Source organism: Pseudomonas sp. JL3, from assembly GCF_031570575.1.
GTDB lineage: Bacteria > Pseudomonadota > Gammaproteobacteria > Pseudomonadales > Pseudomonadaceae > Aquipseudomonas > Aquipseudomonas cucumis.
Genome location: NZ_JAKWJK010000004.1, coordinates 280,754 through 293,055, shown reverse-complemented (window position 1 = coordinate 293,055; position 12,302 = coordinate 280,754). Strand labels below are relative to the sequence as shown.

At 58.8% G+C, this 12,302-nt stretch carries 13 protein-coding genes; 7 read left to right on the top strand and 6 right to left on the bottom strand.

Features of this window, described 5'->3' with window-relative positions:
• Positions 1 to 248: 248 nt before the first annotated feature.
• Complete coding sequence (gene ompR, locus MMG91_RS10570) at positions 249 to 989, top strand: two-component system response regulator OmpR (RefSeq protein ID WP_007903084.1); 741 nt, start codon at positions 249 to 251, stop codon at positions 987 to 989.
• A 115-nt stretch (positions 990 to 1,104) separates the two neighbouring features.
• A complete protein-coding gene (locus tag MMG91_RS10565; protein WP_310659541.1) occupies positions 1,105 to 2,418 on the top strand; it encodes an ATP-binding protein in 1,314 nt (437 codons plus the stop codon).
• 124 nt (positions 2,419 to 2,542) lie between these two features.
• Here MMG91_RS10565 and rimK read toward each other — a convergent pair whose 3' ends face one another.
• Positions 2,543 to 3,448, bottom strand: a complete 906-nt coding sequence (gene rimK, locus MMG91_RS10560; protein ID WP_007903081.1) for a 30S ribosomal protein S6--L-glutamate ligase — start codon at positions 3,446 to 3,448, stop codon at positions 2,543 to 2,545.
• Entirely contained in the window at positions 3,445 to 3,906 is a 462-nt protein-coding gene (locus tag MMG91_RS10555; protein WP_173667533.1) for an ATP-dependent zinc protease, read from the bottom strand. Before MMG91_RS10555 ends, rimK begins: the two co-directional genes overlap by 4 nt.
• A 232-nt stretch (positions 3,907 to 4,138) precedes the next feature.
• Here MMG91_RS10555 and MMG91_RS10550 point away from each other — a divergent pair, with 232 nt between their 5' ends.
• The 3 genes from MMG91_RS10550 to MMG91_RS10540 all read left to right on the top strand — a co-directional run bounded on the left by MMG91_RS10550 (position 4,139) and on the right by MMG91_RS10540 (position 7,395).
• Entirely contained in the window at positions 4,139 to 4,546 is a 408-nt protein-coding gene (locus tag MMG91_RS10550) for an RNA-binding S4 domain-containing protein (protein ID WP_038978494.1), read from the top strand.
• Between the two features lie 225 nt (positions 4,547 to 4,771).
• Entirely contained in the window at positions 4,772 to 5,674 is a 903-nt protein-coding gene (hslO, locus tag MMG91_RS10545; RefSeq protein ID WP_305447775.1) for an Hsp33 family molecular chaperone HslO, read from the top strand.
• A 179-nt stretch (positions 5,675 to 5,853) separates the two neighbouring features.
• Complete coding sequence (locus tag MMG91_RS10540) at positions 5,854 to 7,395, top strand: phosphoenolpyruvate carboxykinase (protein WP_310659540.1); 1,542 nt, start codon at positions 5,854 to 5,856, stop codon at positions 7,393 to 7,395.
• A 153-nt stretch (positions 7,396 to 7,548) separates the two neighbouring features.
• On the opposite strand, the gene MMG91_RS10535 is transcribed toward MMG91_RS10540, so the two are convergent.
• From MMG91_RS10535 to MMG91_RS10520, 4 genes are all read right to left on the bottom strand, one after another.
• The gene (locus MMG91_RS10535) at positions 7,549 to 7,902 is read right to left on the bottom strand and encodes a DUF1493 family protein (protein WP_310659539.1); all 354 of its coding nucleotides are present in this window, start codon (positions 7,900 to 7,902) and stop codon (positions 7,549 to 7,551) included.
• On the bottom strand, positions 7,899 to 8,132 hold the full coding sequence (locus MMG91_RS10530) for a hypothetical protein (protein WP_310659538.1): 234 nt from the start codon (positions 8,130 to 8,132) through the stop codon (positions 7,899 to 7,901). Before MMG91_RS10530 ends, MMG91_RS10535 begins: the two co-directional genes overlap by 4 nt.
• A gap of 113 nt (positions 8,133 to 8,245) precedes the next feature.
• Complete coding sequence (locus MMG91_RS10525; RefSeq protein WP_310659537.1) at positions 8,246 to 8,545, bottom strand: hypothetical protein; 300 nt, start codon at positions 8,543 to 8,545, stop codon at positions 8,246 to 8,248.
• Positions 8,546 to 8,944: 399 nt separating this feature from the next.
• Positions 8,945 to 9,238 (bottom strand): hypothetical protein, encoded by a 294-nt coding sequence (locus tag MMG91_RS10520; RefSeq protein ID WP_007939527.1) that lies wholly within the window; start codon positions 9,236 to 9,238, stop codon positions 8,945 to 8,947.
• Between the two features lie 310 nt (positions 9,239 to 9,548).
• On the opposite strand from MMG91_RS10520, the gene MMG91_RS10515 reads away from it, so the two are divergent.
• Both MMG91_RS10515 and MMG91_RS10510 read left to right on the top strand, forming a co-directional pair.
• The gene (locus tag MMG91_RS10515; protein ID WP_310659536.1) at positions 9,549 to 10,052 is read left to right on the top strand and encodes a polysaccharide deacetylase; all 504 of its coding nucleotides are present in this window, start codon (positions 9,549 to 9,551) and stop codon (positions 10,050 to 10,052) included.
• 249 nt (positions 10,053 to 10,301) lie between these two features.
• Complete coding sequence (locus MMG91_RS10510) at positions 10,302 to 12,236, top strand: ATP-dependent DNA helicase RecQ (RefSeq protein ID WP_305447785.1); 1,935 nt, start codon at positions 10,302 to 10,304, stop codon at positions 12,234 to 12,236.
• The last annotated feature ends 66 nt before the right edge of the window (positions 12,237 to 12,302 follow it).

The window sequence follows — 12,302 nt, the reverse complement described above, 5'->3', positions numbered from 1 at the left end:
ACCCGTGAAATCGAACAATTACTGCCAGCGCCATGAAAAAAAAAAGAGGCTGCTTACAGTAACGATCAGACGTTGCCTGACACAAAAGGCCGCGCATTATAACCAGCGTTCTGTCCATTCGGGGGCATCGCGAGTTGTAGGCACAATGCCGGGTTTTCTGGCGGTGAAGGAAAAATCTGCTAACAATGCACACGGTGCGTATAACGGCAGCTACGCCATAATGCGCGCCGAGATCAAAGGAGCATCCAATGAGCAGCACTGCAAACATTGCTGAAGGCGAAAAAATTCTTATTGTTGACGACGATCCTGGGCTGAGCAGCCTGCTGGAACGCTTTTTCGTCAGCAAGGGCTACCGCGCCCGCGCCGTCCCGAACACTGAACAAATGGACCGCCTGCTGGCGCGTGAAGTGTTCAACCTGGTCGTCCTCGACCTGATGCTGCCCGGCGAAGACGGCCTGACCGCTTGCCGCCGCCTGCGCACGGCGAACAATCAGATTCCGATCATCATGCTGACCGCCAAGGGCGATGAGCTTAGCCGCATCAAGGGTCTGGAACTGGGCGCCGACGATTACCTGGCCAAGCCGTTCAACCCGGATGAGCTGATGGCTCGGGTCAAAGCGGTTCTGCGTCGTCAGGCGGCACCGGTGCCAGGCGCCCCGGGCAGCGAAGACGAAAGCGTGACCTTCGGTGACTACGAACTGTCCCTGGCCACCCGCGAACTCAAGCGCGGCGACGAAGTGCACATGCTCACCACCGGTGAGTTCGCGGTGCTCAAGGCGTTGGTCATGAACGCCCGTCAGCCATTGACCCGCGACAAGCTGATGAACCTGGCCCGTGGTCGCGAGTGGGATGCCCTGGAGCGTTCCATCGATGTGCAGATTTCCCGTCTGCGCCGGATGATCGAGCCCGATCCGTCCAAACCACGCTACATCCAGACCGTCTGGGGCGTGGGTTACGTGTTCGTTCCGGATGGCGCCGCCACGAAGTGATCGGTGATTTGTAGGAGCGGGTCTTGCGGGTAATGGGCCAGATGACCTTTTCCGCAGACTCGCGATCCGCAATATGCGAGCATCGCTCGCTCCTGCAAGTGTGTAGCGGTTACCCATGAAAACCCCTGTTTGGTTCCCCCAGAGCTTCTTCTCCCGCACCCTGTGGCTGGTGCTGATCGTCGTCCTGTTCTCCAAGGCGCTGACCCTGGTTTATCTGTTGATGAACGAAGATGTGCTGGTGGATCGCCAATACAGCCACGGCGTCGCCCTGACGCTGCGTGCCTATTGGGCCGCCGATGAAGAAAACCGCACCAAAATCGCCGATGCCGCGACCCTGATCCGGGTGGTGGGTGCTGGTGTGCCTGAAGGCGAACAACACTGGCCATACAGCGAGATTTACCAGCGACAGATGCAGGCCGAACTGGGTGCCGACACCGAAGTGCGGTTACGCATGCATTCGCCGCCGGCGCTGTGGGTCCGGGCGCCCAGCCTGGGCGATGGCTGGCTGAAAGTGCCGCTGTACCCGCATCCATTGCGCGGCCAGAAAATCTGGAACGTGCTCGGGTGGTTTCTCGCCATTGGTTTGTTGTCCACCGCCTCGGCGTGGATTTTCGTCAGCCAGCTCAATCAACCACTGAAACGTCTGGTCTATGCCGCGAGGCAACTCGGTCAGGGCCGCAGCGTGCGCCTGCCGATCAGCGATACACCGAGCGAGATGACCGAGGTTTATCGCGCCTTCAACCAAATGGCTGAAGACGTCGAACAGGCGGGGCGCGAACGGGAACTGATGCTTGCCGGGGTCTCCCACGACCTGCGCACGCCCCTGACCCGTTTACGGCTGTCACTGGAACTGATGGGCGCCCACAGTGACCTGACAGACGACATGATCCGCGACATCGAAGACATGGACGCGATTCTGGATCAGTTCCTGGCATTCATTCGTGACGGACGTGACGAGTCGGTGGAAGAAGTGGACTTGAGCGAGCTGGTTCGCGAAGTTGTCGCGCCTTACAACCAGAACGAAGAGAAAGTGCACTTGCGCCTGGAACCGATCCAGCCGTTCCCGCTGCGGCGGGTGTCGATGAAACGGTTGCTGAACAACCTGATCGGCAATGCTTTGCATCATGCAGGCAGCGGCGTTGAAGTGGCGGCATATGTGTCCGGAGATACCAGTGCGCCGTATGTGGTGCTGAGTGTCATGGACCGTGGCGCGGGGATCGATCCGTCGGAGCTGGAGGCAATCTTCAACCCGTTCACCCGTGGTGATCGGGCTCGGGGCGGGAAGGGCACCGGGTTGGGGTTGGCGATCGTGAAGCGGATCGCTTCGATGCATGGCGGGAATGTCGAGCTGCGCAACCGCTCCGGTGGTGGGCTGGAAGCGCGGGTGCGGTTGCCGCTTGGGTTGATGTTGCCGCGGGGTGCTGTCTGACTCGATCGCTCCCACGCGCAGCAAAGAAATGCAGCCCGGGACGCTCCGCGTCCCATCCAGAGCCGAACGCGGAGCGTCCGTAGAGGCATTCCCACGCGGAGCGTGGGAACGATCAAGGTTGGGTTTAACCTTTCCCTTTGGTCCGAGTCATATTCGGCCCGCCATTCTTCTCCAGATGCTCGATGATGATCCCCGCCACATTCTTCCCGGTGGTGGTTTCAATCCCTTCAAGCCCTGGCGACGAGTTCACTTCCATCACCAGCGGGCCATGATTGGAGCGCAGGATATCTACCCCCGCCACCGCCAACCCCATGACCTTCGCCGCACGCAACGCAGTCATGCGTTCTTCCGGCGTGATCTTGATCAGGCTCGCACTGCCGCCGCGATGCAGGTTGGAGCGAAACTCCCCTGGCTTGGCTTGGCGCTTCATCGCCGCGATTACTTTGTCGCCGACCACGAAACAACGAATGTCCGCACCACCGGCTTCCTTGATGTACTCCTGAACCATGATGTTCTGCTTCAGCCCCATGAAGGCCTCGATCACCGACTCCGCCGCCGTGGCCGTTTCACACAGCACCACACCGATGCCCTGAGTGCCTTCCAGCACCTTGATCACCAGTGGTGCGCCGTTGACCATCTCGATCAAGTCGGGAATGTCATCCGGGGAGTGGGCAAAACCGGTGACCGGCAAGCCGATCCCCCGGCGCGACAGCAATTGCAGCGAACGCAGTTTGTCTCGCGAACGGGCGATGGCCACCGATTCGTTGAGCGGAAACACCCCCATCATTTCGAACTGGCGCAGCACCGCGCAGCCATAAAACGTTACCGACGCGCCGATCCGCGGGATCACCGCATCGAAACCCTCCAGTGGTTTGCCGCGGTAGTGGATTTGCGGCTTGTGGCTGGCAATGTTCATGTAGGCGCGCAAGGTGTCGATCACCACCATTTCATGGCCACGCTCTATACCGGCTTCGACCAGACGACGGGTGGAATACAGACGCGGGTTCCGCGACAGCACAGCGATCTTCATGCAACACCTGTGGAGAAGGTAGATACCGGGAACACCGGCTTGTCTTGTACATATTTAATGCCCGGATTGACCACCAACTGGCCGTCGATCAGGGCTTTGGAGCCGAGTAACAGGCGATAACGCATGGACTTGCGGCAGGCGAGGGTGAACTCGACCCGCCAGACCCGATCACCAAGGGCCAGGGTGGTGCTGACCACATAGCGCATCTGCGCATGGCCATTGGAGCTTTTAATGGTTTTCCTCGTTACCAGCGGGGCTTCGCAGCGCCGATGCCGCAATTGCACCACCGTGCCCAGATGCGCAGTGAAGCGCACCCATTGTTCGCCGTCGCGCTCGAACGGCTCGATGTCAGTGGCATGCAGGCTGGAGGTGCTGGCGCCGGTATCGATTTTTGCCCGAAGGCCCGCGACTCCCAAATCCGGGAGCGCCACCCACTCGCGCAGACCGATAACGGTCAAATGGTCAAATGTCTTCAAAAGTGCTCAACCGGCAAAAACCGCTCAGACCGCGTGCGGCCGAATTCGCGGTATTCACGCAGAATAATGGGTAAAAGGCGACAGATATCTACTGCCCGAATTTCCATCCCTCAATGTGCGGGGGAATGCCTGCATTCTAATCCACAGCGTGATGATTCATGGCACGACAGAAACGGTAGTACAGTTCATCGATATTTCAGAATGAGGTCATCCTATGGCACAAAAAAGCGAAGAGGACGACAAGGTCCGTCTCGATAAATGGTTGTGGGCCGCGCGTTTTTATAAAACACGTGCCTTGGCCAAGGCCGCGATTGAAAGCGGCAAGGTGCATTGCCGGGGCGAGCGCTGCAAGCCAGGCAAGGAGCCGAGGGTCGGCGATGAGTTTCAGATTCGCACCGGCTTCGAGGAACGCACGGTGGTGGTCCAGGCGCTGTCGATCGTGCGCCGTGGCGCGCCAGAGGCTCAGGCCCTGTATGCTGAAACCGAAGCCAGCGTCGCCAAGCGCGAAGCGGCTGCGGCCATGCGCAAGGCCGGGGCATTGGGCGTGAGCACCGATGGCAAGCCAAGCAAGAAACAGCGCCGGGATCTGTTCAAGTTTCGCGGTAACAGCAACGACGAGTAGGGACCGCTGTCGGGCGCAGACTTGTAATCGCGCACCTGTGCAGCCATATGGGTGTACTCGACAGCGGCAAAGTGAAAATGCCGTTCGTCGAAAACCGAGGTTTGACCTTGCTTGGAACAACCCCGGATTGTTCATAAAATGCCCTTACGGCTGAACTTTGCCCGCTCAAAAATGCGGAAATGACGCGATTTTCATTTTTTGTCACCCTTTCAGATACCCAGACCTATGACCAATCTATCGGACAACGACTACACCCAACGCTTCATCTTCGATGACAGCGACACCCGCGGCGAGCTGGTTGGGTTGGAGCGTAGCTATGCCGAAGTCCTCGCCAAACACGCCTATCCAGAGCCGGTCGCGCAACTGCTGGGCGAGCTGATGGCGGCGGCAGCGTTGCTGGTTGGCACCTTGAAGTTCGATGGCTTGCTGATTCTTCAGGCCCGTTCCGAAGGCCCGGTGCCGCTGCTGATGATCGAATGCTCCAGCGAGCGCGAAATCCGTGGCCTGGCTCGTTACGAAGCCGACCAGATTGCCCCCGACGCGACCCTCGCCGACCTGATGCCCAATGGTGTGCTGGCGCTGACCGTCGACCCGACTCAGGGCCAGCGTTACCAAGGCATCGTCGACCTCGACGGCGAAACGCTCTCGGAGTGCTTCACTAACTACTTCGTCATGTCTCAGCAGGTCGGTACGCGCTTCTGGCTCTACGCCGATGGCCGTCGTGCCCGCGGCATGTTGCTGCAGCAGTTGCCTGCCGACCGTCTGAAAGACGAAGAAGAACGCGCCGCCAGCTGGCAGCACATTACCGCCCTGGCCAGCACCCTGACCGCCGATGAATTGCTGAGCCTGGACAACGAAACCGTGCTCCATCGCCTCTATCATGAAGAACAGGTGCGCCTGTTTGACGTGCAGAACCTGCGTTTCCATTGCAGTTGCTCTCGGGAACGCTCGGGCAATGCGTTGGTCAGTTTGGGTCTGGATGATGCCCAGGCACTCGTTATCGAACACGGTGGCGCCGTGGAGATCGATTGCCAGTTTTGCAACGAACGTTACCTGTTCGACGCGGCCGATATCACCCAATTATTCGCCGGTGCAGGTGTCGATACGCCGTCAGATACCCGTCACTAAAACGTTTCAGTGCAGGTAAATTCACTGCTTAACGCCGGAATAACGCCGTTCTGACGGGAGGGCCCTACACTTTTTGGGCTTTTCTGGCATAATCCGGCCCACTTTTTTCGCGGTAGTAGTGCACGACTTTCTACTACAAAACGTTTGGAGCACTCGGCCACTGGCCGACGGGGAACCTCATGACGCAAGCCAATAACGCCGTGTACACCGATCTGAGTGTTGATGATCTGGTTAAAGAAGCCCTGAATCGCGGTGAAGGCGAGCTTGCCGATACCGGCGCGCTGGTTGTTCGCACCGGTCACCGTACCGGCCGTTCGCCAGTCGATCGTTTCATCGTTGAAGAGCCGACCACCCAGGACGCCATCGCCTGGGGCCCGATCAACCGCAAGTTCCCGGCCGACAAGTTCGATGCCTTGTGGGCTCGCGTCGAGGCGTTCAACAACGCGCAAGAGCATTTCGTTTCCCATGTCCACGTAGGTTCGGCTGAAGAGCATTACCTGCCCGTGAAAATGACCACCCAGACTGCCTGGCAGAACCTGTTCGGTCGTTGCCTGTTCATCAACCCGGCCCAGTACAACCCGGCCGGTCGTGGAGAGTGGCAAGTTCTGAACGTCGCCAACTTCGAGTGCGTGCCAGAGCGTGACGGCACCAATTCCGACGGCTGCGTGATCATCAACTTCGCCCAGAAGAAAGTGCTGCTCGCCGGCATGCGCTACGCCGGTGAAATGAAGAAAGCCATGTTCTCGGTGCAGAACTTCCTGCTGCCGGCCGCCGACGTGTTGCCAATGCACTGTGCCGCCAACATCGGCGAAGAGGGCGACGTGACCCTGTTCTTCGGTTTGTCCGGCACCGGCAAGACCACCCTGTCCGCCGACGAAAGCCGTTACCTGATCGGTGACGACGAACACGGCTGGGGCGAGGGCGTGGTGTTCAACATCGAAGGCGGTTGCTATGCCAAGTGCATCGACCTGTCCGAGAAGAACGAGCCAGTCATCTGGAAAGCCATCAAGCACGGCGCAGTCTTGGAAAACGTCGTTATCGACGACGCCAAGCACGCCGACTACACCGATGTCAGCCTGACCCAGAACAGCCGCGCCGCCTACCCGCTTGAGCACGTTGCCAAGCGTTCCGAGAAGAACCTCGGTGGCGAGCCGAACGCAGTGATCTTCCTGACCTGCGACCTGACCGGCGTGCTGCCGCCAGTGTCGATCCTCAATGAAGAACAAGCCGCTTACCACTTCCTGTCCGGCTACACCGCACTGGTGGGCTCGACCGAAATGGGTTCCGGCAGCGGCATCAAGTCGACCTTCTCCACCTGCTTCGGCGCACCGTTCTTCCCGCGTCCGGCTGGCGAATACGCCGAACTGCTGATCAAACGCATCCGCGGCTTCGGCTCCAAGGTCTACCTGGTCAACACCGGCTGGACCGGTGGCGGCTACGGCGTCGGCAAACGCTTCAACATCCCGACCACTCGCGGCGTCATCGCAGCGATCCAGAGCGGCGCGTTGATTGGTGTTGAAACCGAACACCTCGACACCATCAACCTTGACGTGCCATTGGCTGTGCCGGGCGTTGAGACTGGCCTGTTGAACCCGCGTAACACTTGGGCTGACAAGGCTGCTTATGATGAAGCCGCGAAAGCACTGGCTGGGTTGTTTGTTGAGAACTTCAAAAAGTTCGATGTGAGCGACGCGATCAAGGCTGCTGGGCCGAAGTTGTAAATATCGGTAGTGGTTTGAGGTAAGAGAAAGCCGCCCTTTGAGGGCGGCTTTTTTATGGGCGCTGATTCAGTTCCCTTGAGGCGTAACTGGCAATATTCCCGCAGTAAACACGCAAAACAGCCAGAATAATGCCACTTCTGTTGCGCTGATCTGCTAGACCTCTTCCACTCCCTGCGTGTCCCACCGTTGCTTCTTGACTGCTTGGTAGAGCATGCCAATGGTCAGCGGGACTTTGTCGCCACGACCCTTCGCGCGGCGTTTGAGAAACACATCAAACCCTTCCGGTTGAAAATACCGATACGCGTCGTAGTCGACGAAATCGATGGCGAACTGTTCCTCCAGTGCTTCCATCAGCTGCCGCGCATCGGCGCCATCGCAACCCAGGTCGAAGTTGATCGAGGTGGTGAGGCTGATGGTTTTTCGTTCAGGCAGGCCGAGTTCTTCGTGCAGCAGCTGCATGAGCAGGTGCATAGCGTGGTCGTCGGGGAAGTTGGGGGCGAGGTTCATGGTGCATCTACCGTTGGGTGTATATCGGTGAGACTGATTAAGCCTGACTTTACGTCGAGTTGGACGTCGATCAACGCTGCGAACTTGGCCTGAGTCAGATCGGTAGTCTTACGAATTTCCTGGACTTGCAACGCATCAACATGAAATTCGCGGGAAGGCTCCCGCCCACCGCGGATGATTTCGTTCATCTGTTGCACGCCTTCCATTAGCTCATCAAAAAACTTGCTCATGATTATCTCCAGTGTTCGATGACGGCTTTCGGCGCTCGGTGTCCCAAGAGCCGAACGCGGAGCGTCCGTAGAGGCATTCCCACGCGGAGCGTGGGAACGATCTTCACTCAGCATCAGGCAGGTGCTTTCCAGCCCATCATGCGTTGCTGGGCGACTTGCAGCAGGTCGCAGCCGTCCTGGGTCAGCAAGAAGAGCGCGTGGGTGATGTGGGGGATGTCTTCTATGTCGCCGTGTTTGAAGCAAATGCAGTGCAGGGTTTTGAGGAGGTCGCTGGAGGCTCGGATGCGCTGTAGGGCGGCTTCGAGGATGTCTTGCGGGTTGGCCTCTGTGTCGATGATTAGGGGTAGGGAGTCGGTGAGGTTGGTTTGCAGCGGAAGGTAACGATCGTTGGTGAGCGGATTCCATGTCTTCATTGGTTTTAGCCTCAAATGCATCAGGAAGAACCGCCGCCACCGTGACCAAGCGATGGGAGGCGGACTGTGTTCGGGTTGGTCAACCGATGAGGCTCACATCCCGGCACGCCCGAAGGCGTCCCAAACACAGCCACCATATAGCGTGCAGGCACTTGAAGTGTCGGCAGCATACAACGGACGCGTAGATATGAGCCATTCGGGTGACCAAGCCCGAGCCGCTGATTTGGCAGCGACAATCCGACTATAGGTGTGAGCTGCCGGGTTGCGATAGGCGACAAGGTGTCTGTGCTTGTAGGACCGGGATGAAGCTTTGATAGGTCGTTACCTACGGACTTATCTCTTTTGCAACTTGTCTCGTTTGATTGCCATCAGACGTTTGGCTCCCACAGGGATTTCCATTCAAACCGCTGTGGTACTCGGCAGACGTTGCCGGGCGATTTCGAGCAGTTCGTTGCCGTCCTGGGTCAGCAGGTACAACGCGGTGACGATGTTGGGGATGTCTTTCACGTCGGCCTGTTTGAAGCACAGGCAATAAAGCGTTTCGAGCAGGTCGCTGGCGGCGCGGAGGCGTTGTCGGGCGGCGTCGAGAATCTCGTAAGGATTGGCTTCGGTGTCGATCAGCAGCACGGGGGTATCGCTGTAGCTGGTTTTGAGGGGGCGATAGCGGTCTGTTAACGAGTGGAACGTGTTCATCAAAGTCAGTCCTGTGGGAAGTCGTGCAGTTTCACCGGCAGGCCGACACAGTGTTTTCAGCCGCGCCGAAAACTATAGAGGGCCACGGCGAGGCGTCGCAAGGTGGCGCAAATGGACAGGTTTTGTAGGGGGTTTACCGTCGATGTCGCCCTTTGCCTACGCATACTCCGACTATTTTTTAAGCTTTTCCTTTGGCGGTCGATATTCCTACGGGCCTGTCAGGCTTAACGCATCAAAGCTCTGTATGGTGCGCGCCAGAATTTGTAGGACGTTTCGAAGCGTCTGAGTCGACTCTTAAAGGGAATTAGGTATGCAATGGCTACGTATAGCCTCGATTTTATTGTTGTGGGCGGGTGTTTGTCGGGTGGTGGGCGCTGCCGACGTCGTTCATTCGCTAGCCCTCGCCAACATGGACCGCACCGGTTGGCCACAGGCGTTGACCACTCAGGCAGACGTCGACACTGCGTCCCGCGCCGAGGTGTTGATGGTGGGCAAGGCGCTGTTGGCCAGCGAAGCGCTGGATGAACAGGGTCTGAAACAGCGACTGGGTGTGCAGGCTGTGAAGCTCAAGTCGGTCAGGCAAGTGCGTGAGGGGTTGTGGGATCGGTTGCTGATTACCTACCGCAACGCCAGTCAGAACTGTGACGGTGAACCCTTTTGCCCCCGTGTGCGAAGTGTCGCGGATTTGCGTCAGTTGGCGGCGGCGTTCACTGGCGAAATCAGCCCGGCTTACGCGGTTTGGGCGAGCAAGAGCCAGGTGTTTCATGAGCAGGCGCTGGATGAGCAGTTGCGGGTGGCGGTGTTGAGGCCTTGAGTTCGCTGGTGGTTGATTGATCGTTCCCACGCTCCTGCGTGGGAATGCAGCCCGTGACGCTCTGCGTCGCATTCAACGGCTGGAACGCGGAGCGTCCCTTGAGGCATTCCCACGCAGAGCATGGGAACGATCATCCTCCCGACTATCCGCTGTATCATCCCGTATCGTTTTTGCCCCCGACCTTTTCTCGACTCGCTGCGTTCGCCGGCTAGGCTTTGGGCTTCGCAGCGGTCAACGGAGTGACAGCTTATGCACAACACCCTGGAACAGGTTTTCGGTTATCCACAGTTTCGGCCGGGTCAGGAGGCGGCGGTCAGTGCTGTGTTGGCCGGGCGCTCGGCGGCGGCGATTTTCCCGACCGGTTCGGGCAAGTCTCTTTGCTATCAACTGCCGGCCTTGCTGCTGCCGCACCTGACGTTGGTGGTCTCGCCTTTGCTGGCGTTGATGCAGGATCAGTTGGCGTTTTTGCAGCGCCACGGCATTGCGGCGGGCAGTATCGATTCGGCCCAGAGCCGCGATGACGCCAGCGATGTGATGGCGCGGGCAAAGTCCGGCGAGCTGAAGATTTTGATGATTTCCGTGGAGCGTCTGAAGAACGAGCGCTTTCGCCATTTCTTGCAGCAGGTGCCGATCTCGTTGTTGGTGGTGGACGAGGCCCACTGCATCTCCGAGTGGGGCCACAACTTCCGCCCCGACTACCTCAAGCTGCCGGACTATCAGCGCCAGTTCAACATCCCTCAGGCCCTGCTGCTGACCGCCACCGCGACACCTAAGGTGATCGCCGACATGGAGGCCAAATTCGCCATCGCCCCCGAGGACGTGGTGACCACCGGTTTCTACCGGCCCAACCTCAATCTGTTGGTGGAACCGGTGCGTGGCCAGGACAAGCGCCGCCGCCTGGTCGAGTGGATGAGCCAGCGTCCCGGCCAGCCGAGTATCGTCTACGTCACCCTGCAGAAAACCGCCGAGCATATCGCCGAACATCTGGGGCGCAATGGCATTCAGGCCGAGGCCTATCACGCCGGTTTGCCCCACGAGCAACGGGAAGCGATTCAGCGCCGGTTCATGGGCGGGCAGTCCAATTGCATCGTCGCCACCATCGCCTTCGGCATGGGCATCGACAAAAGCGATATCCGCAACGTGGTGCATTTCGACCTGCCCAAATCCATCGAAAACTACAGCCAGGAAATCGGTCGCGCCGGGCGTGACGGGCAGCCGTCCGATTGCCTGGTGCTGGCCAACCGCGACAGCCTCAACGTGCTGGAGAACTTCGTCTACGGCGACACGCCGGAACGGGACGGCATTCGTTGTGTGCTCGACGAGTTGCAAGCCGCCGCGCCTGAGGGGCAGTGGGAGTTTCTGCTGGGGCCTTTGGCCGATCAGAGCAACATTCGCCAGTTACCGCTCAAGACCTTGCTGGTACAGCTGGAGTTGCGTGGGCTGATCGCTCCGCGCTATGCCTATTACGCCGAATACCGCTTCAAGTATCTGCAGGAGCCGGAAGCGTTGCTGGCCCGTTTCGAGGGTGAGCGCAGGGACTTCGTCTCGGCGATCATCCAGACTTCCAGTCGCGCACGGACCTGGGCCACGGTGAATTTCGACGCACTGTATGAACAGCATTCCGCCGAGCGCAGTCGGGTGGTCAAGGCACTGGATTACTTCCAGGAAAAGGGCTGGGTCGAGGTCGAAAGCAAGCAGATGACCGAGGTCTACAGCCTGCTGCAAGCGGACTTTGATTCCCAAACCCTGAGCGCTGAATTGCACGCCTATTTCACCCAACACGAGCGCACCGAGATCGCACGGATTCACGCCATGCTCGATCTGTTCGCTACCGACCACTGCCTGGGCTATCGCCTGGCGGAATACTTCGGCGACGAAAACGCGCCCCGGCAGTGTGGGCATTGTTCGGTGTGTCACGGTCAGGTGGCACGATTGCCGGCACCGCCGGAATTGCCTGCGCTTGTGGATAAAAATTTCGAGGCGCTGTGTGATGATTTTATCCACAGGCACGAACAGCACACGGGTAACGTCCCTTCGGCTGAACGCGTAACAAGATTTCTTTGTGGAATCAGCGTGCCGCTGTTCACCAAGCTCAAGGCGCGATCGATTTCGGGGTTCGCGGCGTTGGAGGATTATCCGTATGGCGACGTGCGCGACTGGGCTCAAGCGCACCTGCCAAGTTGAAACACCGTCAATGTGGGAGCAGGCTTGCCCGCTCCCACAGGGATATCAGTGCTTTTGAACGCACAT